Consider the following 21709-nt stretch of genomic DNA (forward strand, 5'->3'; position numbering starts at 1 on the left):
CGCCCGCCACCACGATCTTCGCGCTGGTGGTTGAGCGGGCTGCACCGCCGCTAGAGCTTGCGAAGTCCACTGAGCACCCTTTCGAGCAGTGTCACATCCGGCGTACCGCCGGCCTCTCCGTTGCCCGGCTGGTGGATCGCCACCATGCCGGCCTCCGCCAGGTCCGCCACCAGGATCCGCGCCACACCCAGCGGCATCGACAGCAGCGCCGAGACCTCGGCCACCGACTTGACCTCCCGGCAGAGGTGGCAGATCCGCTGGTGCTCGGGCAGGAGCGTCGACAGGTGCGCCGGGTCGGCAGTGGTGCTGACCAGCGCCTCGATGGCGAGCTGGTAGCGCGGCCGGGTCCGGCCGCCGGTCATCGCATAAGGACGCACCAGCGGCTGGTCGCCCTCATGACCGTAGTCGGTGTCGACGGGGACACCGTACGGATCGTGAGAGGCGGGGGGCGGGGTCATGAATCCTCCGGGCGTGACAGCAAGTGGTCGGCTGTGCCGTCTGACTGGGCCGGTGGGGGGCCGGTTGGGGCGGCCGGACGGTGGGTGGTCGGTGGGGGATCATCGGGGGTGTGCCTGGGGCGCACTCCCCCGACGGCGGGCTTCTGAAGGTTCCTAGTGGAGAAGGCTCCCTTGGAGTTCGGCACGCAGGTCCGGGGTGAGGACGGTGCCGGCTCGGTCGACCAGGAGGGCCATCTCGTAGCCCACGAGGCCGATGTCGGCGTCCGGGTGGGCGAGCACGGCCAGCGAGGAGCCGTCCGAGATGGACATGATGAAGAGGAAGCCACGTTCCATCTCCACGACGGTCTGGTTGACCGCGCCGCCTTCGAAGATCCGGGACGCCCCCGCGGTCAGCGAGGTCAGGCCGGACGCGACCGCCGCCAGCTGGTCGGCGCGGTCACGCGGAAACCCTTCGGACATCGCCAGCAGGAGTCCGTCGGCGGAGACCACCACGGTGTGGGACACCCCGGGGGTGTTGTCCACGAAGTTGGTGATCAACCAGTTCAGATTCTGCGCCGCCTGGCTCATCGGGCTCAACTAACGCTCCTGCTGGTGAGTGGGGCCGACGTTGAAGCTGCCGGTGTTTCCGGAGCCGCCCGCCTGACGCCCCTGCTGGATGCCCCGACGGAGATTGGTCAGCCGGCCCCGTACGTCGTCCGGCGCACGGGACACCTGCGGACCGGTGTGGTGGGTCTGCTCCTGCGCGGTTCCCGGCACGAGGTTGGCGCGCGGGACCCGTCGGGGCAGACCCGAGGTGGTGACACCGCCGGCCGCGGGCTTGCGCACCCGCTCGGCCTGGCGCACCAACTCGTCGTTGGGCGAGGTCCGCCAGGAGGCGGCACCCGCGTTGTGCTGGCCGCCCTGACCCGGCTGGCCCTGGCCGGCCGCGGGGCGGCGCGACGGTCCCGACGGCGCGGGGCGCCCGGCCGGCTGCTGCGGTGCGGCCGGGGGCTGCGCGGCGCCTTCGGCACCACCGCCCTGGTTCTGGTGGAACCAGTTCGTCTCCAGCGTGTCGTACAGCGGCGTACGGCCGTCGCCGGGGCCGGACGCCGGCGGCAGCGCCTCGGGCTGCGGCTGCGCGGGCAGGCTCCCCACGGCCGGACGCGGCGCGCCGAAGTCGGCACCGCCCTGGCGAGGACGTGGTGCTCCCGGCCGGCCCTGGCCCGTCGCGGGCGGCCGTGGGGCGTCGAAGTCGGGACGCGCGAACTGCTCGGTGGCCGCGGGGTCCTGGACGGGCGAACGGCCTCCGTGCCCGTCGCCGCGGTGGGCACCGGGCCGTGCGTACTGCCCGGTGGACTCCGGGTCCTCGTGCCCGCGTGGAGTGTCCTGGGCGGAACGCGGCTGCTCGCCGCCCCAGCCCGCGGGCTGGGGGCGCTGCTGCCGCCCGCCGTTGCCGGGCAGTTCGGCACGCGGGCCGCCGCTGCCGGGCTGGGCGGGACGGCCGGAGCTGCGGCCCCGGTCGCCCTGGCCGCGGTCCTGCGCACCCGGTCCGGCCGGCCGGCCGCGCCCGGCATCGGCGCCGAAAGCACCCGCGGCGGCGCCGCCCTGGCGGGAGAAGTCCTGCTGAGCGGGATCCTGACCCGGTCCGCCCTGCTGGGGTCCGCCCTGGAGCAGACCGCCGTCGCGGCCGGGAAGCGCCGCACGCGGAGCCGCCCCCGCGCCGACCTGCCCGCGCTGTCCGCCGGGGGAGGGGCGGCCGCCCGAACCGGCCGAGGGACCGTTGCCGAGGCCGGGACGCCCGCCGCCGGTGGCACCGGGCCCGCCGGTCAGCCCCCGGCCGGCGCCGGCCGGAGCCTGCGGTGCGCCGTTCTGCCCGCCCGCTCCGGGCTTGCCCGGTGCCTTCTTGCCGCCGTGGGCGACATCGACGGGCAGCATGACCAGCGCGGTCGTGCCACCGGAGTCGGAGGGACGGAGCTGGATGCGGATGCCGTGCCGCAGGGACAGGCGGCCGACCACGAACAGACCCATGCGGCGGGAGACCGAGACGTCCACGGTGGGCGGCGACGCCAGCCGCTCGTTGATCGCGGCGAGGTCCTCGGGGGAGAGGCCGATGCCGGTGTCGTGGATCTCGACGAGCACCCGGCCGTCGGGCAGGGCGTGACCGGTCACGCGCACCTTGGTCTGCGGCGAGGAGAACGACGTCGCGTTCTCCAGCAGCTCTGCGAGGAGGTGCACGAGGTCGTTGACGACGCGGCCCGCGACCTCGGTCGCCGGCACGGCGGCCAGTTCGATGCGCTCGTACTGCTCCACCTCGGAGGCGGCGGCGCGGAGCACGTCGACCAGCGGGACGGGCCGGGTCCAGCGGCGGCCCGGCTCCTCGCCCGCGAGGACGAGCAGGTTTTCGCCGTTACGGCGCATACGGGTCGCGAGGTGGTCCAGCTTGAAGAGGGAGGACAGCTGGTCCGGGTCGGCCTCGCGGGACTCCAGTTCGGAGATGAGCGACAGCTGACGCTGGATGAGGCCCTGCGATCGGCGCGACAGGTTGGTGAACATCGCGTTGACGTTGCCACGCAGGAGGGCCTGCTCGGCGGCGAGGCGGACCGCCTCGCGGTGCACGTCGTCGAAGGCCGCGGCCACCTTTCCGATCTCGTCCCGGGAGTGCACACCCACGGACTCCACCGTGGTGTCCACGTCCTGCGGGTCGGCCTCGGACAGCTCCTTGACCAGCTCGGGCAGGCGTTCCTGGGCGACCTTGGTGGCGGTGTCCTGCAGCCGGCGCAGCGAGCGGATCATGGAGCGGGCGACGACGAAGGCGCCGACGAGCGACACACCGAGCACCAGCAGGATGAGGGCACCGTTGATGATGGCGTCCTGCTGCGACTCCTGCTTGAGCTCGCGGGCCTTGCTCTCCATTTCACCGAGAAGCGTCTTCTCGATGGTGTTCATCGCGTCGATCTTGGTGTCGGCCTGGTCGGTCCAGTCCTTGTAGCCGCGGCGTTCGGCGCTCCCGAGACCGCTGGGCCGGCTGAGCACGCGGATGGCGTAGTCGTTCGCCGCCTCGATCTCGGAGTTGCCGTCCACGAGAGGGGCCGTCAGCTCCTCGGCGTTGCCGCCGAGGGAGGCGTAGAGGCGCTTGAACGAGGCGAGGGCCTGCTTCTCGTTCTCGGCCGCGTCGTCGCCGGTGAGGCGGTCGTTCTCGCTCATCTCGCCGGCGGTCTTGGCGTTGGCCGGGAGCGCGGCCGCGATGATCGCGCGCTGGATCGACGCGTACTCCTTGGCCGCGGAGAAAGCCGCCAGGGCGCGGGTGCGCTTGATCATCTCGGGGTTGTTGGTCGCCTGGGCCATGTCCTGCGACAGGGTGAGCAGCGACGTGATCAGCCGGTTGTACCGGTTGACCGTCTGCGTGGTCGAGTCCTCGCTGTCGAAGGCCGTGCCCCGGATCTTGGCGATCGTCGTCACCTGCTGGGCGATCTGACTGACGTTCGCGTGGATGCTCTCCAGCGCCTCGTCGCCCGTCGTGTCGCCGATGTCGACGGTCGCGGCCAGGAAGGACTGCCGGTGGCGGTCCGTCTCCGTGCGGGACTGGGTGACCTCGAAGGCCTGGGCGCTGCCGTTGTTGGACAGCGGGCCGGCCGCGTGGTCGCGCTCCTCCTGGAGCGCCTCGGCGAGAGCCGTGGCCTCCTTGGTGAGCTTGGTGAGCAGCTGCATGTGGTCCAGCTGCTCGATGTCGCTCATCGACTCGTTGATGCGCAGACCGCCAAGGGTGGTCGCGGCGACGACGGGAAGCGCGAGCAGGGACACGAGCCGGGTGCTGATGCGCCAGTTGCGCAGGGCGATGCGGGAGCCCGTGTCGGTCGGGCCCTTGCCCTTGGGCCGGTCCGCCGGCTCCGCGGTGGCCGGGGCGGCGCCGGGGCGCGCTCCGCGGTCACCACTGTCGCCCGCCGGACCCTGGTTCTGGGCGTGCTGGGGCGAGGGCCCGCGGTCGCTCGCGCCGCGCGGCTCCTGTTCAGCGGCAGCTTCCCCTTGGCCCTGGCGGGCCTGGGGACGCCCCATGCCATCCCTCTTGAAACGTCCCTGCACTAGCGTCGCAACCTCTGGACCAGGCGTCCCTCCGCGGTACGGAAGGACGGTGTCGGCGTCGTAGGGGCGGTGGAGGCGCCCCCAGGTGGTCGTGGACCGGCGCTCTCCCCCTTCCCGCCGCCACTCGGCGCTGCGTTGCGCCCCCTGCGCGCCGGTCGGAGACCTGCGGCGGTGCGTGGAATTCCAGCACAGTGCCGGATCTCCAACAAGGGCCGTGTATCGGCCTGTGACCTGAGTGACGCGTTGTGAGCGCGGCATCACGAGACGTAGAAAGGGATCGCGGAGGAATCGGGCGTTTATTGACGAGTCGCTTACGGGTGGGGGGTGTCCCAGTCGCGATGATCAGCAGCGGAATGGCGCATTCAGGTGTGCAATGTCCGTTTCTGAACGACGGTTTGGTTGACCGGAATGACGGAATTGCTCTTTGGGTCGTGAGCAAACTCACACGTAGATCGTTGGCTCTTCCGTGCTTTCGCAGGGAAATCGCTGCTTAGCCTGACGCTTTACAAGCACCGGCACACTGACTAGGCGAGCGATGAAGACGACGATGATGTTCCGCAACATAGCCAACCCCCGCCGCACGACCCTGGCGCACCTCGAGGACGCCGGTGAGCTGCAGCCGGAGGCTCAGCCGGAACCGTCCGCCGTACTCCCCGCCCAGACGGCCAACCCCCGCCGCACGACCCTGATGAACGCCCCCGCGGCGCTGTAATACGGCAGGTCGGGCCCCTCCCGGGCGTTAGCCTGGAGCGTCAGACTCCAGCCAACGGAACAGAGGGGCGCGAGGCACCCGTGCGGATCGCCAGATTCTCCATCGACGGCAATGTCGCCTTCGGCGCGGTCGAGGGCGAGGGAACCGGCGATCCGGCCGGCCTCGTCCTCGACGTCATCAAGGGCATTCCCTACGGCGACTTCGAGCTCTCGGGCACGAGGATCCCCCTGAGCAAGGTCCGGCTGCTGCCGCCCGTCCTCCCGAACAAGGTCGTGGCCATCGGCCGCAACTACGCGGAGCACGCCGTGGAACTCGGCAACGAGGTCCCGGAGGTGCCGGTCGCCTTCTTCAAGCCCACCACCTCGGTGATCGGCACCGGCGACGCGATCGAGTACCCCTCGTTCTCCGACGACCTGCACCACGAGGCCGAGCTCGCCGTCGTGATCGGCCGGTTGTGCCGTGACGTCCCGCGCGACCGGGTCAAGGACGTCGTCCTCGGCTACACCTGCGCCAACGACGTCACCGCCCGCGACGCCCAGAAGCGCGAGAAGCAGTGGGCCCGGGCCAAGGGCTTCGACACGTCCTGCCCGCTGGGCCCCTGGGTGGAGACCGGCATCGACCTGGCCCGGGCCGGCGACCTCACCATCCAGTGCACGGTCAACGGCGAGCAGCGCCAGCTGGGTCGCACGAGCGACATGATCCGCTCCATCGAGGACCTGGTCGTCCACATCACCGAGGCCATGACGCTGCTGCCCGGAGACGTCATCCTCACCGGCACCCCCGCCGGGGTCGGCCCCCTCAACGTCGGCGACGAGGTCGCCGTCACCATCGAAGGCATCGGCACTCTCACCAACAAGGTGATCAAGCGTGGCTAACGGACCCTCCCCCAAGCTCTCGGCTCCGCTCGAGCAGGGGGCACCCCCTCGCGTACGTTTCTGTCCCTCGCCGACCGGCAACCCCCACGTGGGCCTGGTCCGCACCGCCCTGTTCAACTGGGCGTTCGCCCGGCACAACCAGGGCACCATGGTCTTCCGGATCGAGGACACGGACGCGGCGCGCGACTCCGAGGAGTCGTACGAACAGCTCCTCGACTCACTGCGCTGGCTCGGGCTCGACTGGGACGAGGGCCCCGAGACCGGCGGCCCGCACGAGCCGTACCGCCAGTCGCAGCGCATGGACATCTACCGGGACGTCGCCGAGAAGCTGCTGGCCGGCGGCTACGCCTACCGCTGCTACTGCACGGTCACCGAGCTCGACGAGCGCCGCGAGGCGGCCCGCGCCGCCGGGCGGCCCTCCGGCTACGACGGCCACTGCCGGGACCTGTCCGACGAGCAGAAGGCCGGCTACGAGCGCGAGGGGCGCGAGTCGATCGTCCGCTTCCGGATGCCCGACGAGCCGATCACCTTCACCGACCTGGTCCGCGGCGAGCTCACCTTCACCCCGGACAACGTGCCGGACTACGGCATCGTCCGGGCCAACGGCGCACCCCTCTACACTCTCGTCAACCCGGTCGACGACGCGCTGATGGACATCACCCACGTGCTGCGCGGCGAGGACCTGCTGTCCTCCACCCCGCGCCAGATCGCTCTCTACAAGGCGCTGATCGAGCTCGGCGTGGCCCACCGGATCCCGGCCTTCGGCCACCTGCCGTACGTCATGGGCGAGGGCAACAAGAAGCTGTCCAAGCGCGACCCGCAGGCATCCCTCAACCTCTACCGGGAGCGCGGCTTCCTGCCGGAGGGCCTGCTCAACTACCTCTCCCTGCTCGGCTGGTCGTTCTCCGCGGACCAGGACGTCTTCTCCGTCGCCGAGATGGTCGGGAAGTTCGACATCGCGGACGTCAACGCCAACCCGGCCCGCTTCGACCTCAAGAAGGCCGAGGCGATCAACGCGGACCACATCCGCCGACTGGACGTGAAGGCGTTCGCCGAGGCCTGCGAGCCCTGGCTGCGCACCCCCCACGCCAACTGGGAGCCCGCGGACTTCGACCGGACCGCGTGGGAGGCGATCGCCCCCTACGCCCAGACCCGGCTGACCGTCCTCTCGGACATCACCGCCAACGTCGACTTCCTCTTCCGCCGGGAGCCGGTGGAGGACGAGGCGTCCTGGCAGAAGGCGATGAAGGAGGGCTCCGACGCCCTGCTGGCCACGGCGCGGGAGAAGCTCGCGGCCGCCGACTGGTCCGGCCCGGAGGCGCTGAAGGACGCGGTCCTGGCAGCGGGCGAGGAGCACGGCCTCAAGCTCGGCAAGGCCCAGGCGCCGGTCCGCGTCGCGGTCACCGGCCGCACGGTGGGCCTGCCGCTCTTCGAGTCGCTGCAGATCCTGGGCCGCGAGAAGTCGCTGGCGCGCATCGACGCGGCGCTGGAGAAGCTCGGGGCGTAACGCGTCGCCGGACGCCCGTAGGGGCGGCAGCCATGGGCTGCCGCCCCTACGGCGCTTCCGGGGACCGGCGTCTCCCCGACGTCCCTTCCGCGGCGACCGGCCTCCGGCGGAGGGGCCTCCCCCTCGCGCGGACCACCCGCCGCACGGCGTCCTCTCCACCCGCCTTCCGGTGAGGGAGTCACCCCTTCGGCGTAGCCTCGGAGCATGCCGATCCGAGCCGTACTGTGGGACGTGGACGACACGATCTTCGACTACGCCGGTGCCGACCGCGTCGGCATGGAGCGGCATCTGCGGGCCGAGGGCCTGGTCGAGGCGTACGAGTCCGTCGACCGGGCCCTCGCCCGCTGGAAGGAGCTCACCCGGTTCCACTGGCGGCGCTTCGAGGGCGGCGGTGTGGACTTCGAGGCCCAGCGGCGGGACCGGGTCCGGGACTTCCTCGGGGCGCCGGGAATGGGCGACGCCGGGGCGGACGAGTGGTTCGCCCGCTACGTCACCCACTACGAGGCCGCCTGGCAGCTGTTCCCCGACGCCGTACCCGCTCTGGACACCCTGGCGGCCGGCTTCCGGCACGGAGTGCTCTCGAACTCCTCCATCCGCAACCAGCACCGAAAGCTCACCGTGCTGGGTGTGCGCGATCGCTTCGAGGCGGTCGTGTGCGCGGCAGAGCTGGGCGTCGCCAAACCCCGGGCGGCCGCCTTCCACGCCGCCTGCGACGCCCTCGGGCTGCCTCCGGGGGAGGTGGCGTACGTCGGCGACCACCCGGACATCGACGCGGTAGGGGCCGTCGCCGCGGGTCTGACCGGTATCTGGCTGGACCGCGGCGGACTGGGCGGCCGGCCGGAGCTGATCCGGATCACCGGCCTGGGGGAGCTGCCCGCCCTGCTGCGGGCGGATACCCGTTTTGGAGCGCCGTCCTCCTTCGGGTAATGTTCTTCCTGCGCCGAGGGGAGCAAGCCGAGAGGCCGGACCCGGAAGCGCACAACCTGAACAAAACCCCCGCAGGGGGGTTGAGTTTTGGTGGCCTATGGTGTAATTGGCAGCACGACTGATTCTGGTTCAGTTAGTCTAGGTTCGAGTCCTGGTAGGCCAGCTCGCAGAGCTCATCTGCAAAGCCCCCGTTGTGTAGCGGCCTAGCACGCTGCCCTCTCAAGGCAGTAGCGCCGGTTCGAATCCGGTCGGGGGTACAGATCCTTCCCGCGAGATCACCAGGGTCGCTCCCGGTGGCCTCGCAGTGACAAACACCCGACTGTCGTCGGGTGGGGATCGTCCAGGGCCCCCGTTGTGTAGCGGCCTAGCACGCCGCCCTCTCAAGGCGGTAGCGCCGGTTCGAATCCGGTCGGGGGTACCAACTGGTCTATACCACCAGTGGCCTATGGTGTAATTGGCAGCACGACTGATTCTGGTTCAGTTAGTCTTGGTTCGAGTCCAGGTAGGCCAGCTGATCCGTCTCGATGGATCAAGATCTTGCCCCCGTTGTGTAGCGGCCTAGCACGCCGCCCTCTCAAGGCGGTAGCGCCGGTTCGAATCCGGTCGGGGGTACGTCACGAGGAGGCCCTTCCCGGTCGGGGAGGGCCTCCTCGGGTTTTCCGGCGCCGTCTTCCGCCAGGTCAGCCGAAGCGCCGGCTGGACTCCTCGGCCTGGGCCAGCCTGCGCAGTCCGAGGAGTACCGGCTCGTAGAGCACGGTCAGCGCCACCGCCGCCTCCACCTGCTCCTCCCCGGGCTCGTACCGCTCCACCAAGTCCAGGTCGGCGACGGCCAGTTCGGCCGCGCTGCGGGCGTACGGAAGCAGCTGCCCCGTGTCGCAGGGATATCCGAGACGCACCATCGTGGCGATCCCGGAGACCACCATCCGGTAGGCGGGCGACTGCGCGCCGGCCTCCTGGCCGAAGGTCCAGCCCAGTTGCTCCAGCAGCGCGTCCGCGGTGCGGCGGGCCGTCTCCGTGGCCGGGTCGTCCTCGTCGGTCTCCGCGCCGTGCGGGATGGCCCAGACGGCGGCGCCGAGCCGGACATGGGGGTCGAGGCCGCCGTCGGCGACGGCGGCCAGTACCTCTCGGGCGGTGGCCACCGGTATCCGGCCGACCTGGATCAGCGCGCGGACGAGGCGGAGCCGGCGCAGATGCCCCTCGTCGTACTCGGCCTGGGTGGCGCTGATCCGATGGCCCGGCGGCAGCAGCCGCTCGCGCAGGTAGTACTTGATCGTCGGTATCGGCACCCCGCTGCGTTCGCTGAGTTCCGCGAGTCTCATGCCCTTGCGCCCTTCCTTGGAGAGTGTCACTATCCAATCATGGATAGCGGAACTATCCAATTGTCACCCGAGGAGGCAACGTGATGGGCAGCGCACCGATCCAGGGCCGCATGACCGCCGACGCGCAGGGCGACGTGGTCGTCTTCGTCATCGGCATGCGCATCAACAGCTTCCGCTCGGTGCGAAGTTGGTGGCCGGTGTTCCGGGCCATGCCGCGCATGCTGAAGGAGCTGTCGAAGGACGAGGGCAGCGGACTGCTCGGCTACCAGCTGCTGCTGGGCGGTCCGCGCGTCCTCTGCACCGTCCAGTACTGGGACTCCAAGGAGAAGCTCTTCGCCTACGCGACGGCCCAGGACAAGGAGCACCGCCCGGCCTGGGCGGCGTTCAACCGGCGGATGCGCGAGGGCAGGGGGCGGGTCGGCTTCTGGCACGAGACGTACATCGTTCCGGCGGGTTCGTACGAGAACGTCTACGTGAACATGCCCGCGTTCGGTCTGGGTGCGGCGAGCGCTCTCGTCCCGGTCGCCCGGCGCGGTGAACGGGCCGCGGACCGCCTGCGCTCGGCGTGATCGGGCGCGCCGGGTCTCCGTGAATGCCGCGGGCGGGACTCCCGGGGGGAGTACCGCCCGCCCCGTCGCCGGCCGCCCCGCGGCGCCGCGGGGCGGGGCGGCCGGCCGGGTCAGCCGCGCCGGAGGGCGTCGGAGAGGCGCGCCGCCGCGTCGATGACGGCCTGGGCGTGCATCCGGCCGGGGTGCCGGGTGAGGCGCTCGATCGGTCCGGAGACCGAGACGGCGGCGACGACCCGGTTCGAGGGGCCGCGCACCGGCGCCGAGACGGACGCGACGCCGGGCTCGCGCTCGCCGATCGACTGTGCCCAGCCCCGACGCCGTACGCCGGACAGTGCCGTCGCCGTGAAGCGCGCCCCCTGCAGACCGCGGTGCAGCCGCTCCGGCTCCTCCCAGGCCATCAGGATCTGGGCCGAGGAACCGGCCTTCATCGTGAGCGTGGAGCCGACGGGTACCGTGTCCCGCAGTCCGGACAGGCGCTCCGCGGCCGCCACGCAGATGCGCATGTCTCCCTGCCGGCGGTAGAGCTGCGCGCTCTCGCCCGTCACATCGCGCAGATGTGTCAGCACCGGCCCCGCCGTGGCCAGCAGCCGGTCCTCGCCGGCGGCGGCTGCCAGCTCCGCCAGGCGCGGGCCGAGGATGAACCGGCCCTGCATGTCCCTCGCCACCATCCGGTGGTGTTCCAGTGCCACGGCGAGGCGGTGCGCCGTGGGTCGTGCGAGCCCTGTCGCCGCGACCAGCCCGGCGAGGGTGGCCGGACCGGACTCCAGGGCGCTCAGTACCAGAGCTGCCTTGTCGAGAACGCCGACGCCGCTAGAGTTGTCCATGCAACGATACTCATGTCTCACTCTGTGAAACGCAAGTTCAAATTCTCCGAGAAGTTGCGACTCTGGATGTGCGGCCGCACAAGGGCCCGCGCTCCCCGCCCGGCCCGGCATGCGGACGGCGGCGCAATCGATCTCTAGTTGGTGTCCGGCGACGCTGCCGGGCCGGAGGGAAAGCGATGGGTAGGACACTCGCGGAGAAGGTCTGGGACGATCATGTCGTCCGGCGCGTCGAGGGCGAGCCCGACCTCCTCTTCATCGATCTCCACCTCCTGCACGAGGTGACGAGTCCGCAGGCGTTCGACGGCCTCCGTCAGAACGGGCGCCGGGTGCGGCGGCTCGACCTCACCATCGCGACCGAGGACCACAACACCCCCACCCTCGACATCGACAAGCCCATCGCCGACCCGGTCTCCCGTGCCCAGCTGGAGACCCTGCGCAAGAACTGCGCCGAGTTCGGCGTCCGGCTGCATCCGCTGGGTGACGTCGAGCAGGGCGTCGTCCACGTCGTGGGGCCGCAGCTGGGTCTGACCCAGCCGGGCACCACCGTGGTCTGCGGCGACTCCCACACCTCCACCCACGGCGCCTTCGGCGCGCTGGCGTTCGGTATCGGCACTTCCCAGGTCGAGCACGTGCTGGCCACCCAGACCCTGCCCATGGCCCGTCCCAGGACCATGGCGATCACCGTCGACGGGGAACTGCCCGACGGGGTCACCGCCAAGGACCTGATCCTGGCCATCATCGCCAGGATCGGCACCGGCGGCGGTCAGGGCTACGTCCTGGAGTACCGCGGCCCGGCCATCGAGAAGCTCTCGATGGAGGCCCGGATGACCATCTGCAACATGTCCATCGAGGCCGGCGCCCGAGCGGGCATGATCGCCCCCGACCAGACCACGTTCGACTACCTCGAGGGACGCGACCACGCCCCGAAGGGCGAGGACTGGGACGCCGCCGTCGCGTACTGGAAGACCCTGCGCACCGACGACGACGCGGTCTTCGACGCCGAGGTGTTCATCGACGCCGCCGAACTGGCCCCGTTCGTCACCTGGGGCACCAACCCCGGCCAGGGCGCACCGCTCTCCGGACGCGTCCCCGACCCCGCATCGTACGAGGACGCATCGGAGCGTTTCGCCGCGGAAAAGGCCCTGGAGTACATGGGGTTGACCGCCGGACAGGCGCTGCGCGACATCAAGGTGGACACCGTCTTCGTAGGCTCCTGCACCAACGGCCGTATCGAGGACCTGCGCTCGGCGGCGTCGGTCCTGGAGGGCCGCAAAGTCACCGACGGCGTACGGATGCTGGTCGTTCCCGGCTCGGTGCGGGTCGCGCTGCAGGCCGTCGAGGAGGGGCTGGACAAGGTCTTCAAGGAGGCCGGCGCCGAATGGCGGCACGCGGGCTGTTCGATGTGCCTGGGCATGAACCCCGACCAGCTCGCCCCCGGTGAGCGCTCCGCCTCCACCTCCAACCGCAACTTCGAAGGCCGCCAGGGCAAGGGCGGACGGACCCATCTGGTCTCGCCGCAGGTCGCCGCCGCCACCGCGGTCCTCGGCCACCTCGCCTCGCCCGCCGACCTGACCGACGTGTCCGCCACCCCCACGCCTGCCGGAGTCTGACCACCATGGAAGCCTTCACCACCCACACCGGCCGGGCCGTGCCGCTGCGCCGCAGCAACGTCGACACCGACCAGATCATCCCCGCCCACTGGCTGAAGAAGGTCACGCGCGACGGGTTCGAGGACGGCCTCTTCGAGGCCTGGCGCAAGAACGACGACTTCGTCCTCAACCGGCCCGAGCGGCAGGGCGCCACGGTGCTGGTCGCGGGCCCCGACTTCGGCACCGGCTCCTCCCGCGAACACGCCGTCTGGGCCCTGCAGAACTACGGCTTCAAGGCCGTCATCTCCTCCCGGTTCGCCGACATCTTCCGCGGCAACTCCCTCAAGAACGGCCTGCTGACGGTGGTTCTCCCGCAGGAGACCGTCGACCGGCTGTGGGAGCTGACCGAGGCCGATCCGGACGCCGACATCACCGTCGACCTCGAACGACGCCAGGTCCGCGCCCCAGGCGTCACCGCCGACTTCGAGCTCGACGAGAACGCCCGATGGAGGCTGCTCAACGGCCTCGACGACATCAGCCTCACCCTTCAGAACGAAGCGGACATCGCGGCCTACGAAGCCTCCAGGCCGGCCTTCAAGCCTCGTACGATCGAGGTCTGAGCAGCGGCTTTCCCGAACTGCGCCCTCCACCGCCGGGTGGGGGGCGCAGTCGCATGTTGAGGCCCTGTGGGGCGACAACTCGCCCCAGATGGCACAATCGGTGCATGGAACGCGACAGCCAACTCGAGCTCTACGAGGCGGTCGCGGCCCGACTGAAGGAAGCACACACAAGGGTGCGCGAACTGCAAGTTCCGGAGGGCGTGCGGATGGCGCTGTCCCGGAAGCTGCTGGCAGTGACGGCCGTGGCGAAGCACGATCTCGCAGACGCCGCAAGGCGCCTGGACCGGTTGATGAAGGACCTCGATGAAGGTCGATTCCCCCAAGGTGACTGACCACCCGGCGACCGGGTCGATATGCGGCGCGGTCGCGTGGCCGCGACGGTCGACTTCGTTGCGGCACTAGGGTGATTAGCCCGTTTCGTGTTTGATTTGCGGTATATATCTGCCTAACGTGCGAAATAGCTTGAACAGTTTCGTTCCGGCGATGTCTCCGAAGGGGAAGACGTGAACAAGGCGCAGCTCGTAGAAGCGATTGCCGACAAGATGGGCGGCCGGCAGCAGGCCGCCGAAGCTGTCGACGCGGTCCTCGACGCGATCGTCCGCGCGGTTGTCGGCGGCGACCGGGTTTCGGTCACCGGCTTCGGCTCGTTCGAGAAGGTGGACCGCCCGGCCCGTTACGCCCGCAACCCGCAGACGGGCGAGCGCGTACGGGTCAAGAAGACCTCGGTGCCGCGGTTCCGCGCGGGCCAGGGCTTCAAGGACCTGGTGAGCGGCACGAAGAAGCTCCCCAGGGGTGGCGAAGTGTCCGTCAAGAAGGCTCCGAAGGGCAGCCTGCAGATGGGCGCCGCCGCGAAGAAGGCGGCCGCCAAGAAGGCGACGGCCAAGAAGGCGGCGGCGAAGAAGACCACGGCGAAGAAGACCACGGCCGCGAAGAAGACGGCCGCGAAGAAGACCACGGCCAAGAAGACCACCGCGGCGGCCAAGAAGACGACCGCGAAGAAGGCGGCGGCGAAGAAGACCGCTCCCGCGAAGAAGGCGACGGCCAAGAAGGCGCCGGCGAAGAAGGCCACCGCGCGCAAGACCACCGCCAAGAAGACCACTGCCCGCAAGAAGTAAGCGGCGCGCAAGAAGTAGACGACGCGCCAGCCCAGGGCCACTCACGCGACGGGCCGGACTCCCTCCGGGGAGCCCGGCCCGCGGCGTTCCCGCGCCGTCCGCGCCGTCCGGACCGTGCCCGTCACAACGTCTGCAGGGTCACCAGCGTGATCCGGAGGGCGTCGCCCTCGCCCTCGGTCTCGATGCGCACCCGCTGGCCCGGGCGCAGCAGCCGCAGCCCTCCGGCGTCGAACGCCGCGGTGCCGAAGTCCACCGGAGTCCCGTCGTCGAGCAGCACACTCCCGCTGCGGGTCACTGGGTCGTACGTGTACGCGGTCGCCTGCATGTCCCGAGCCTATCCGGCGCCCGTGACGGGCGTTCCGTCGAGGCGCGCCCGGGCCCAGGGCGGCCGGTGGGCGGCGGCCGCCGGGGTTCAGCGGCTCCAGCCGGCCGGTGCCGCAGCGCACCGGGCCGCCGTTCGCGGGCCGACGCCCAGCGCGAGAGCGGCCCGCAGATCGCCGCCCGTGTCCACGTCGCGGCGTACCGACTCCACCCCGTCCAATTCGATTTCCACGGCCCCCGAGGCCAAATGCCGCCGCCGTGAGTGCCCGCCGAATGCGGGACGCAATTCGGTGCCGGGGGTCGCCGACAGGAATGTCGTGCCAATTCGGGCGGCATCCGCCAGGAAAGCCCTGGGGAATTGCCGGGCGCCGGCCAGCACCCGTTCCAATTCGTCGGGGCGCAGCGCCGGGAGGTCCGCGTTGAGCGCCGCCACGGCCGCGGCGGGCCGCAGCGCGCGCACCTCGGCCGCCCCGTGGGCCAGCGCCGCGTTGAGTCCCGCGCCCGGCGAGTCCGGGACGACACGCGCGCCCAGGGCGGCCAGCTCGGCCGTCGCCAGCGGATCGTCAGTGACCACCACCACATCCCGCACCGCGCGGCAGGACAGCGCCCTGGAGACCGTGTCCTGCGCGAAGGCGAGCGCGAACCGCGGCCGCATCGCACCACCCGTGGCCTCCGACAACCTGCTCTTGGCCAGTGCGAGCGGCTTCAGGGGGACGACCAGTGACCAGTGCACGGGCCCATTGTCACCCGTGATCGCGACCGTCCGGCGACCCGGCGTCGCAGGCGGGGCGTACGGTGTTCTCGACAGACCAGGGGCCTGGGGCGACACTTGACCCCCAGCAGCCGGGCACCAGCCGGGCGGCAGTCAGGTCCAAAGAGGAAGGTGTCCGAGTGTCCCGCCGCAGAATCGGCTTCTGGTACCGCCTTGCTGCGGTCATCGCGAAACCGCCGCTGGTGGTTCTGTTCAAGCGGGACTGGCGGGGAATGGAGCACATTCCGGCCGACGGAGGATTCATCACCGCGGTGAATCACAACTCCTACCTGGATCCGCTCTCCTACGCGCACTACCAGTACAACACCGGACGGGTCCCGCGCTTCCTGGCGAAGGCCGGGCTCTTCAAGGGTTCCTTCGTGGGCACGATCCTGCGCGGCACCGGTCAGATCCCCGTCTACCGGGAGACGACGAACGCCCTCGACGCCTTCCGCGCCGCGGTCGACGCCATCGAGCGCGGCGAGTGCGTCGCGTTCTACCCCGAGGGCACGCTGACCCGGGACCCCGAGATGTGGCCGATGGCGGGCAAGACCGGTGCCGCGCGCGTCGCGCTCCTCACCAAGGCCCCGGTCATTCCCGTGGCCCAGTGGGGCGCCAACATGGCGATGCCGCCCTACGCCAAGGAGAACAAGCTGCGTCTCCTCCCCCGGAAGACCCTGGTGGTGCAGGCGGGGCCCCCCGTGGACCTCGACCGGTTCCACGGCATGGAGCCCACCCCCGACGTACTGCGCGAGGCCACCGAGGTCATCATGGCCGCGATCACCGCGCAGCTGGAGGAGATCCGCGGCGAGAAGGCGCCGGCGACGCCGTACGACCACCGCCAGGCGCGGGCCGAACAGCGGCGCAGGGCCGCGGGGGAGGGGACCAAGTGACTCGTTCCGTCAAGGCAGCCGTCTTCGGCACCGGCTCCTGGGGCACGGCCTTCTCGATGATCCTCGCCGACGCCGGCTGCGAGGTGACCATGTGGGGCCGCCGCGCCGAACTCGTCGACGCCGTCAACGCCACCCGCACCAATCCCGACTACCTGCCGGGGGTCCGGCTCCCCGAGGCGGTCCGGGCCACCACCGACCCCGCCGAGGCCGCCCGCGACGCCGACTTCACCGTCCTGGTCGTCCCCTCCCAGACCCTGCGCGCCAACCTCACGGAATGGGCGCCGCTGCTGGCCCCCGACACCGTGCTCGTCTCCCTGATGAAGGGCGTCGAACTCGGCACGGCCAAGCGGATGAGCGAGGTCATCGAGGAAGTGGTCGCCAAGGCGCCCGCCGGGGGCGCCCCGGACGAGGTCCGGGGCAGGGTCGCCGTCCTCACCGGGCCCAACCTGGCCAAGGAGATCGCCGACCGGCAGCCCGCGGCCGCGGTCGTCGCCTGCGCCGACGAGGGCGTCGCCCGGCGCCTCCAGTCCGCCTGCATGACCCCGTACTTCCGCGCCTACACCAACACCGACGTCGTGGGCTGCGAGCTCGGCGGCGCGGTCAAGAACGTCATCGGACTGGCCGTCGGCATCGCGGACGGCATGGGCCTCGGTGACAACTCCAAGGCCACCCTCATCACCCGGGGGCTCGCCGAGACGACCCGCCTCGGACTCGCCATGGGCGCCGACCCGATGACGTTCGCCGGGCTCGCCGGCCTCGGCGACCTCGTGGCCACCTGCTCCTCCCCGCTTTCCCGGAACCACACCTTCGGCACCAACCTCGGCCGCGGGATGACGCTCCAGGAGACCATCGCCGCGACCAAGCAGACGGCCGAGGGCGTCAAGTCCTGCGAGTCGGTTCTCGATCTCGCCCGCCGGCACGGTGTCGACATGCCCATCACCGAGACGGTCGTGTCGATCGTCCACGAGGGCAAGCCGCCGGTCGTCGCGCTCAAGGAGCTGATGTCCCGCAGCGCCAAACCGGAGCGCCACTGAGGGAAGGCAGCCGGAAGGCGCTCTTCCGTTCGGTGGCCGCGCGCCCCTTCGGCCCGGCGGAGGCGCAGGGTACGCTCGTCGCGATATGAGCGAGAACCAGTCCCAGAGCACCGGCCTTGCCCCCACCAGCGGTGAGGCGCTCCGCAAGCCGCGTGTCGCGGTCGTCTTCGGCGGCCGAAGCTCCGAGCACGCGATCTCCGTCGTGACGGCCGGCGCCGTACTGCGTGCCATCGACCGCACCAAGTACGACGTCCTGCCCATCGGCATCACGGCGGACGGCCGCTGGGCGCTGACGGCCGACGAGCCCGACCGGATGGCCATCGCCGACCGGAGGCTGCCGTCCGTCGCCGACCTCGCCGAATCGGCCGAGGGCGGCGTCGTCCTGTCCGTGGACCCGGCCAACCGCGAGGTCGTCTACACCGAGCCCGGCTCCGTGCCCAAGGCGCTCGGCGAGGTCGACGTCGTCTTCCCCGTGCTGCATGGCCCCTACGGCGAGGACGGCACGCTCCAGGGCCTGCTCGAACTGGCCGGCGTCCCGTACGTGGGGGCCGGTGTCCTCGCCTCGGCCGTCGGCCAGGACAAGGAGTACATGAAGCGGGTCTTCGTCTCCTTCGGACTGCCGGTCGGCCCGTACGCGGTGATCAGGCCGCGTGAGTGGGAGCAGAACCCTTCCGCCGCCCGGAAGAGGATCGTCGACTTCGCCGGAGAGCACGGCTGGCCGCTGTTCGTGAAGCCCGCCCGCGCCGGCTCCTCGATCGGCATCACCAAGGTCGACGACCTCTCGGGCCTGGACGAGGCCGTCGAGGAGGCACGGCGCCACGACCCGAAGATCATCGTGGAGGCGCTGGTGCGCGGCCGCGAGATCGAGTGCGGTGTGCTGGAGTTCGAGGACGGCCCCCGCGCCAGTGTGCCGGCCGAGATCCCGCCCGTCTCCTCGCACGACTTCTACGACTTCGAGGCCAAGTACATCGACTCGGCCACCGGACTCGTGCCCGCGCCGCTCAGTGACGAGGAGACCGCCGAGGTGCAGCGGCTCGCCGTCGAGGCGTTCGAGGCCGCGTCCTGCGAAGGGCTGGTCCGGGCGGACTTCTTCCTCACCGAGGCGGGCCGGTTCGTGATCAATGAGATCAACACCATGCCCGGCTTCACGCCCATCTCCATGTACCCGCGCATGTGGCAGGAGTCCGGGGTCGACTACGCGGAACTCGTCGACCTTCTGATCCGGGCCGCGCTGCGCCGCTCCACCGGCCTGCGCTGAACCGGTCTCCCCGCACCCGGTGGCGGGTGCGGGGAGACCGGTTCGGCGGGCGGGCTAAGGGTTCCGGGTGAAGCGCGGCGGGACGGTCCGGGCGACCGGCCCCGCCAGATCCGTCAGCGGCCCCATGTCCGTGAACCGGTCCGACAGCGTCACCTCGACGTACGTCCTGCGGTACGTGGTGGTGAACCGGGCGCCGTCCTCCAGTTCCTCGGAGTACCAGTCCACCCCGTTCACCTCCACCCCGTCCGCCTGCTCACTCAGCAGCCCCGCGGGGCGCGGAACCCCGCAGCGCAGTACGATCGCGGCGTCCCCCCACCCGGCGGTCAGCTCGGAACGGGGCTCGGGATCCCGGCGGCTCTCACCGGCCACCGACTCCGGCAACGCCTTGTGCAGCGCCAGGCAGAGGGCCTTCTCCTCGGCGGGGGGAGCGGGAACCGTGACCGACGGGGCGGCGTCCGTGGAGGAGCAGCCCGCGGCGGCCAGCAGCACGACGGCGAAGGGCACGAACGGGAGCCGGCGGTGAGTCATCACCGGCCAAGCGTAGACGGGGGCTACAGGTGCACGACGGGGCAGGTGAGCGTACGGGTGATGCCGTCCACTTGCTGGACCTTGGCGACCACCATGCGGCCCAGTTCGTCGACGGTGTCGGCCTGGGCGCGCACGATCACGTCGTAGGGACCCGTCACGTCCTCGGCCTGGATCACTCCCGGGATCTTGGAGATGGTGTCGGCGACCGTCGACGCCTTGCCCACCTCGGTCTGAATGAGGATGTACGCCTGTACCACGGAACCTCCAGGGCGGCCACGAGGATCATGTGGGGAGAAGGGACGCCACGGTATCGCGTCGCCGCGGGCCGCGGGGAGACCCGCGCGTCCCGGGGCCTGCGCAGCGTGGCGTGCCGGGCACAGAAGTTGACGGCCGACGGGGCCTACTCGACGGTACCGACAGCGGTGACGGCTCGCGACCGCACGACGAACAGGTGGGCCGGGCCGTCCGGCGGCACCGCGGCGACGAAGGGCATGACGAGATGAAGGGCACTGTGGGCGAGCTGGGGGAGTTCGGGCTCATCAGGGAGCTCACCTCCAGGCTCACCTCCACCCCCGCGGTACGGCTCGGACCCGGCGACGACGCCGCGGTCGTGTCCGCACCCGACCGCAGGGTCGTGGCCAGCACCGACCTCCTGCTGGAGGGGCGCCACTTCCGGCGCGACTGGTCCACCGCCTACGACGTGGGCCGCAAGGCCGCCGCGCAGAACCTCGCCGACATCGCCGCCATGGGCGCCGTGCCGACCGCTCTGCTGCTCGGCCTCGTGGTCCCCGCCGATCTCCCGGTCACCTGGGCCACCGAGCTGATGGACGGCATCCGCGACGAGTGCCAGGTCGCCGGCGCGGCGGTCGTCGGCGGCGACGTCGTCCGCGGCGACACGATCACCCTGGCGATCACCGCCCTCGGCGATCTGCGCAACCACGACCCGGTGACCAGGGCCGGCGCGCAGCCCGGCGATGTCGTCGCCTACACGGGCTGGTTGGGCTGGTCCGCCGCCGGACACGCCGTGCTCTCCCGCGGGTTCCGCTCGCCGCGCGCGTTCGTCGAGGCGCACCGCCGCCCCGAACCGCCGTACCACGCGGGCCCGGCCGCCGCCGGACTCGGCGCCACGGCGATGACCGACGTCAGCGACGGTCTCGTCGCCGACCTCGGCCACATCGCCGAGGCCAGCAAGGTCCGCATCGACCTGCGCTCCGGTCTCATCGACATCCCCTCGCAGATGAACGACATCGGCCAGGCCGTCGGTGTCGACCCCCTCCAGTGGGTGCTCAGCGGCGGTGAGGACCACGCGATCGTCGCCACGTTCCCGCCGGACGCGAAGCTGCCCGCACGCTGGAAGGTGATCGGCGAGGTGCTCAACCCGTCGGCGCTGCCCCAGGTGACCGTCGACGGGGCGCCCTGGACCAGCAAGGGCGGCTGGGACCACTTCGGGGAGGGTACGTGACGCGGCAGGCACCGCCGCGGGTGCTCACCGTCGCCGGTTCCGACTCCGGTGGCGGCGCCGGGATCCAGGCGGATCTCAAGGCCATGCTCACCCTCGGTGTGCACGGGATGAGCGTCGTCACGGCGGTGACCGCGCAGAACTCCCTCGGGGTGCAGGGAGCCTGGGAACTGCCGGTCGAGGCGGTGCGGGCCCAGTACCGGAGCGTCGTGGACGACATCGGGGTCCAGGCCGTGAAGACCGGGATGCTCGCCTCGGCCGCACTCGTCGAGGCCGTCGCGGACCTGCTGGCCGGCACGGACGCCCCGGTGGTCGTCGACCCGGTCGGCGTCTCCAAGCACGGCGACTCCCTGCTCGCCGCCTCCGCACTCGAATCCGTCCGTACGAAGCTGCTGCCGACGGCCACGGTCGCGACCCCGAACCTCGACGAGGTCGTCCAGCTCACCGGCGTGCGCGTGGAGAGCGAGACCGATCTGCGCCGTGCGGCGGACGCGATGCTCGCCCTCGGGCCGCGCTGGGCGCTGATCAAGGGCGGCCACCTCGCAGGGGACGCGGTGGACCTGCTCACCGACGGCACCGCGGCCCACTGGCTGCGCGCCCCGCGGCACGACAACCGGCACACCCACGGCACCGGCTGCACCCTCGCCTCGGCCGTCGCGGCGGAGCTGGCCAAGGGACGGGACGTCCCCGGGGCCGTGACGGCCGCCAAGGCGTACGTGACGGGCGCGATCGCCGCGGGATTCGCGCTCGGCGGCGGGATCGGCCCCGTCGACCACGCCTGGGAACGGCACCGGCCGGGGGGGCGGGGGGGGGGGGCGGCCCCCCGGGGGCCCCCGCCCGGCCCGCCCGCGGCCCGGGCGGCCCGGCCCCGGGCGCCCCCCCCACCCCGCC

The 21709-nt window shown here is 71.3% G+C and carries 22 protein-coding genes, 5 tRNA genes and 2 pseudogenes; 19 read left to right on the forward strand and 10 right to left on the reverse strand.

Annotated elements, in window-relative coordinates:
• From AB0J10_RS18510 to AB0J10_RS18525, 4 genes and pseudogenes are all read right to left on the reverse strand, one after another.
• A pseudogene (locus AB0J10_RS18510) lies at positions 1-70 on the reverse strand (ATP-binding protein); the annotation flags it as partial.
• Complete coding sequence (locus tag AB0J10_RS18515; RefSeq protein WP_093653512.1) at positions 51-458, reverse strand: DUF742 domain-containing protein; 408 nt, start codon at positions 456-458, stop codon at positions 51-53. The pseudogene AB0J10_RS18510 and the gene AB0J10_RS18515, both read right to left, overlap by 20 nt.
• A 153-nt stretch (positions 459-611) precedes the next feature.
• Positions 612-1025 (reverse strand): roadblock/LC7 domain-containing protein, encoded by a 414-nt coding sequence (locus AB0J10_RS18520; RefSeq protein WP_017947585.1) that lies wholly within the window; start codon positions 1023-1025, stop codon positions 612-614.
• Between the two features lie 9 nt (positions 1026-1034).
• Positions 1035-4490 (reverse strand): nitrate- and nitrite sensing domain-containing protein, encoded by a 3456-nt coding sequence (locus AB0J10_RS18525; RefSeq protein WP_363062817.1) that lies wholly within the window; start codon positions 4488-4490, stop codon positions 1035-1037.
• 562 nt (positions 4491-5052) lie between these two features.
• On the opposite strand from AB0J10_RS18525, the gene AB0J10_RS18530 reads away from it, so the two are divergent.
• The 9 genes from AB0J10_RS18530 to AB0J10_RS18570 all read left to right on the forward strand — a co-directional run bounded on the left by AB0J10_RS18530 (position 5053) and on the right by AB0J10_RS18570 (position 9150).
• Positions 5053-5229 (forward strand): hypothetical protein, encoded by a 177-nt coding sequence (locus tag AB0J10_RS18530; RefSeq protein ID WP_363062819.1) that lies wholly within the window; start codon positions 5053-5055, stop codon positions 5227-5229.
• 80 nt (positions 5230-5309) lie between these two features.
• A complete protein-coding gene (locus AB0J10_RS18535) occupies positions 5310-6104 on the forward strand; it encodes a fumarylacetoacetate hydrolase family protein (protein WP_363062821.1) in 795 nt (264 codons plus the stop codon).
• Complete coding sequence (gltX, locus tag AB0J10_RS18540) at positions 6097-7611, forward strand: glutamate--tRNA ligase (protein WP_363062823.1); 1515 nt, start codon at positions 6097-6099, stop codon at positions 7609-7611. The genes AB0J10_RS18535 and gltX overlap by 8 nt, the downstream gene beginning before the upstream one ends.
• Positions 7612-7815: 204 nt before the next feature.
• Positions 7816-8538, forward strand: coding sequence for an HAD family hydrolase (locus tag AB0J10_RS18545; protein WP_363062825.1), 723 nt, complete (start codon positions 7816-7818; stop codon positions 8536-8538).
• 91 nt (positions 8539-8629) lie between these two features.
• Positions 8630-8701: transfer RNA gene (locus AB0J10_RS18550), tRNA-Gln, on the forward strand.
• 21 nt (positions 8702-8722) lie between these two features.
• Positions 8723-8795 (forward strand) — tRNA-Glu (locus AB0J10_RS18555).
• Between the two features lie 88 nt (positions 8796-8883).
• Positions 8884-8959: transfer RNA gene (locus AB0J10_RS18560), tRNA-Glu, on the forward strand.
• An 18-nt stretch (positions 8960-8977) separates the two neighbouring features.
• A tRNA-Gln gene (locus tag AB0J10_RS18565) sits at positions 8978-9049 on the forward strand.
• A gap of 28 nt (positions 9050-9077) precedes the next feature.
• A tRNA-Glu gene (locus AB0J10_RS18570) sits at positions 9078-9150 on the forward strand.
• A gap of 68 nt (positions 9151-9218) precedes the next feature.
• On the opposite strand, the gene AB0J10_RS18575 is transcribed toward AB0J10_RS18570, so the two are convergent.
• Entirely contained in the window at positions 9219-9857 is a 639-nt protein-coding gene (locus tag AB0J10_RS18575) for a MerR family transcriptional regulator (RefSeq protein ID WP_363063105.1), read from the reverse strand.
• Positions 9858-9940: 83 nt separating this feature from the next.
• Between AB0J10_RS18575 and AB0J10_RS18580 the strand changes: the two genes are divergently transcribed.
• Positions 9941-10426 (forward strand): DUF4188 domain-containing protein, encoded by a 486-nt coding sequence (locus tag AB0J10_RS18580; RefSeq protein WP_363062827.1) that lies wholly within the window; start codon positions 9941-9943, stop codon positions 10424-10426.
• Positions 10427-10536: 110 nt separating this feature from the next.
• Here AB0J10_RS18580 and ndgR read toward each other — a convergent pair whose 3' ends face one another.
• Positions 10537-11250, reverse strand: a complete 714-nt coding sequence (gene ndgR, locus AB0J10_RS18585; RefSeq protein ID WP_138052959.1) for an IclR family transcriptional regulator NdgR — start codon at positions 11248-11250, stop codon at positions 10537-10539.
• A 176-nt stretch (positions 11251-11426) separates the two neighbouring features.
• Between ndgR and leuC the strand changes: the two genes are divergently transcribed.
• The 4 genes from leuC (at position 11427) to AB0J10_RS18605 (ending at position 14574) form a co-directional block, all read left to right on the forward strand.
• Positions 11427-12860 (forward strand): 3-isopropylmalate dehydratase large subunit, encoded by a 1434-nt coding sequence (gene leuC / locus AB0J10_RS18590; RefSeq protein WP_363062829.1) that lies wholly within the window; start codon positions 11427-11429, stop codon positions 12858-12860.
• 5 nt (positions 12861-12865) lie between these two features.
• Positions 12866-13459 carry a 3-isopropylmalate dehydratase small subunit gene (gene leuD / locus AB0J10_RS18595; protein ID WP_363062831.1) on the forward strand — a complete coding sequence of 198 codons (594 nt, stop codon included), beginning with the start codon at positions 12866-12868 and terminating at the stop codon, positions 13457-13459.
• Between the two features lie 104 nt (positions 13460-13563).
• Positions 13564-13791 (forward strand): hypothetical protein, encoded by a 228-nt coding sequence (locus AB0J10_RS18600; protein WP_093653521.1) that lies wholly within the window; start codon positions 13564-13566, stop codon positions 13789-13791.
• Between the two features lie 171 nt (positions 13792-13962).
• Positions 13963-14574 (forward strand): HU family DNA-binding protein, encoded by a 612-nt coding sequence (locus AB0J10_RS18605; protein ID WP_363062834.1) that lies wholly within the window; start codon positions 13963-13965, stop codon positions 14572-14574.
• Positions 14575-14695: 121 nt separating this feature from the next.
• Here the strand turns inward: AB0J10_RS18605 and AB0J10_RS18610 are convergent, their stop codons facing one another.
• Positions 14696-14899: a hypothetical protein gene (locus AB0J10_RS18610; protein WP_138052954.1), complete on the reverse strand. Its 204-nt coding sequence runs from the start codon at positions 14897-14899 to the stop codon at positions 14696-14698.
• An 87-nt stretch (positions 14900-14986) separates the two neighbouring features.
• Positions 14987-15628 (reverse strand): 2-phospho-L-lactate guanylyltransferase, encoded by a 642-nt coding sequence (gene cofC / locus AB0J10_RS18615; protein WP_363062836.1) that lies wholly within the window; start codon positions 15626-15628, stop codon positions 14987-14989.
• 158 nt (positions 15629-15786) lie between these two features.
• Here cofC and AB0J10_RS18620 point away from each other — a divergent pair, with 158 nt between their 5' ends.
• From AB0J10_RS18620 to AB0J10_RS18630, 3 genes are all read left to right on the forward strand, one after another.
• Positions 15787-16539: a lysophospholipid acyltransferase family protein gene (locus AB0J10_RS18620; protein WP_363062838.1), complete on the forward strand. Its 753-nt coding sequence runs from the start codon at positions 15787-15789 to the stop codon at positions 16537-16539.
• Positions 16536-17573: an NAD(P)H-dependent glycerol-3-phosphate dehydrogenase gene (locus tag AB0J10_RS18625; RefSeq protein WP_363062840.1), complete on the forward strand. Its 1038-nt coding sequence runs from the start codon at positions 16536-16538 to the stop codon at positions 17571-17573. Before AB0J10_RS18620 ends, AB0J10_RS18625 begins: the two co-directional genes overlap by 4 nt.
• An 85-nt stretch (positions 17574-17658) precedes the next feature.
• Positions 17659-18831, forward strand: a complete 1173-nt coding sequence (locus tag AB0J10_RS18630) for a D-alanine--D-alanine ligase family protein (protein WP_363062842.1) — start codon at positions 17659-17661, stop codon at positions 18829-18831.
• Between the two features lie 54 nt (positions 18832-18885).
• On the opposite strand, the gene AB0J10_RS18635 is transcribed toward AB0J10_RS18630, so the two are convergent.
• Positions 18886-19359, reverse strand: coding sequence for a DUF3515 domain-containing protein (locus AB0J10_RS18635; RefSeq protein WP_363063107.1), 474 nt, complete (start codon positions 19357-19359; stop codon positions 18886-18888).
• A 23-nt stretch (positions 19360-19382) separates the two neighbouring features.
• Positions 19383-19616, reverse strand: coding sequence for an Lrp/AsnC ligand binding domain-containing protein (locus AB0J10_RS18640; protein ID WP_017947604.1), 234 nt, complete (start codon positions 19614-19616; stop codon positions 19383-19385).
• A 242-nt stretch (positions 19617-19858) separates the two neighbouring features.
• Between AB0J10_RS18640 and AB0J10_RS18645 the strand changes: the two genes are divergently transcribed.
• Both AB0J10_RS18645 and thiD read left to right on the forward strand, forming a co-directional pair.
• Positions 19859-20821 (forward strand): thiamine-phosphate kinase, encoded by a 963-nt coding sequence (locus AB0J10_RS18645; protein WP_269728190.1) that lies wholly within the window; start codon positions 19859-19861, stop codon positions 20819-20821.
• Positions 20818-21603, forward strand: a pseudogene (thiD, locus tag AB0J10_RS18650) (bifunctional hydroxymethylpyrimidine kinase/phosphomethylpyrimidine kinase); the annotation flags it as partial. The gene AB0J10_RS18645 and the pseudogene thiD, both read left to right, overlap by 4 nt.
• Between the last annotated feature and the right edge of the window lie 106 nt (positions 21604-21709).

The organism is Streptomyces sp. NPDC049887, assembly GCF_040656535.1.
In the GTDB taxonomy this organism is placed as follows: domain Bacteria; phylum Actinomycetota; class Actinomycetes; order Streptomycetales; family Streptomycetaceae; genus Streptomyces.

Bases quoted from the DNA above. Each gene is read 5' to 3' on its own strand.
- AB0J10_RS18545 (WP_363062825.1), top strand. From the start codon at position 7,816: ATGCCGATCCGAGCCGTACTGTGGGACGTGGACGACACGATCTTCGAC.
- AB0J10_RS18530 (WP_363062819.1), top strand. From the start codon at position 5,053: ATGAAGACGACGATGATGTTCCGCAACATAGCCAACCCCCGCCGCACG.
- AB0J10_RS18600 (WP_093653521.1), top strand. From the start codon at position 13,564: ATGGAACGCGACAGCCAACTCGAGCTCTACGAGGCGGTCGCGGCCCGA.
- AB0J10_RS18580 (WP_363062827.1), top strand. From the start codon at position 9,941: ATGGGCAGCGCACCGATCCAGGGCCGCATGACCGCCGACGCGCAGGGC.
- ndgR (WP_138052959.1), bottom strand. From the start codon at position 11,250: ATGGACAACTCTAGCGGCGTCGGCGTTCTCGACAAGGCAGCTCTGGTA.
- AB0J10_RS18525 (WP_363062817.1), bottom strand. From the start codon at position 4,490: ATGGGGCGTCCCCAGGCCCGCCAGGGCCAAGGGGAAGCTGCCGCTGAA.
- AB0J10_RS18635 (WP_363063107.1), bottom strand. From the start codon at position 19,359: ATGACTCACCGCCGGCTCCCGTTCGTGCCCTTCGCCGTCGTGCTGCTG.
- AB0J10_RS18575 (WP_363063105.1), bottom strand. From the start codon at position 9,857: ATGAGACTCGCGGAACTCAGCGAACGCAGCGGGGTGCCGATACCGACG.
- AB0J10_RS18520 (WP_017947585.1), bottom strand. From the start codon at position 1,025: ATGAGCCAGGCGGCGCAGAATCTGAACTGGTTGATCACCAACTTCGTG.
- leuC (WP_363062829.1), top strand. From the start codon at position 11,427: ATGGGTAGGACACTCGCGGAGAAGGTCTGGGACGATCATGTCGTCCGG.
- AB0J10_RS18645 (WP_269728190.1), top strand. From the start codon at position 19,859: ATGAAGGGCACTGTGGGCGAGCTGGGGGAGTTCGGGCTCATCAGGGAG.
- AB0J10_RS18630 (WP_363062842.1), top strand. From the start codon at position 17,659: ATGAGCGAGAACCAGTCCCAGAGCACCGGCCTTGCCCCCACCAGCGGT.
- leuD (WP_363062831.1), top strand. From the start codon at position 12,866: ATGGAAGCCTTCACCACCCACACCGGCCGGGCCGTGCCGCTGCGCCGC.
- AB0J10_RS18515 (WP_093653512.1), bottom strand. From the start codon at position 458: ATGACCCCGCCCCCCGCCTCTCACGATCCGTACGGTGTCCCCGTCGAC.
- AB0J10_RS18610 (WP_138052954.1), bottom strand. From the start codon at position 14,899: ATGCAGGCGACCGCGTACACGTACGACCCAGTGACCCGCAGCGGGAGT.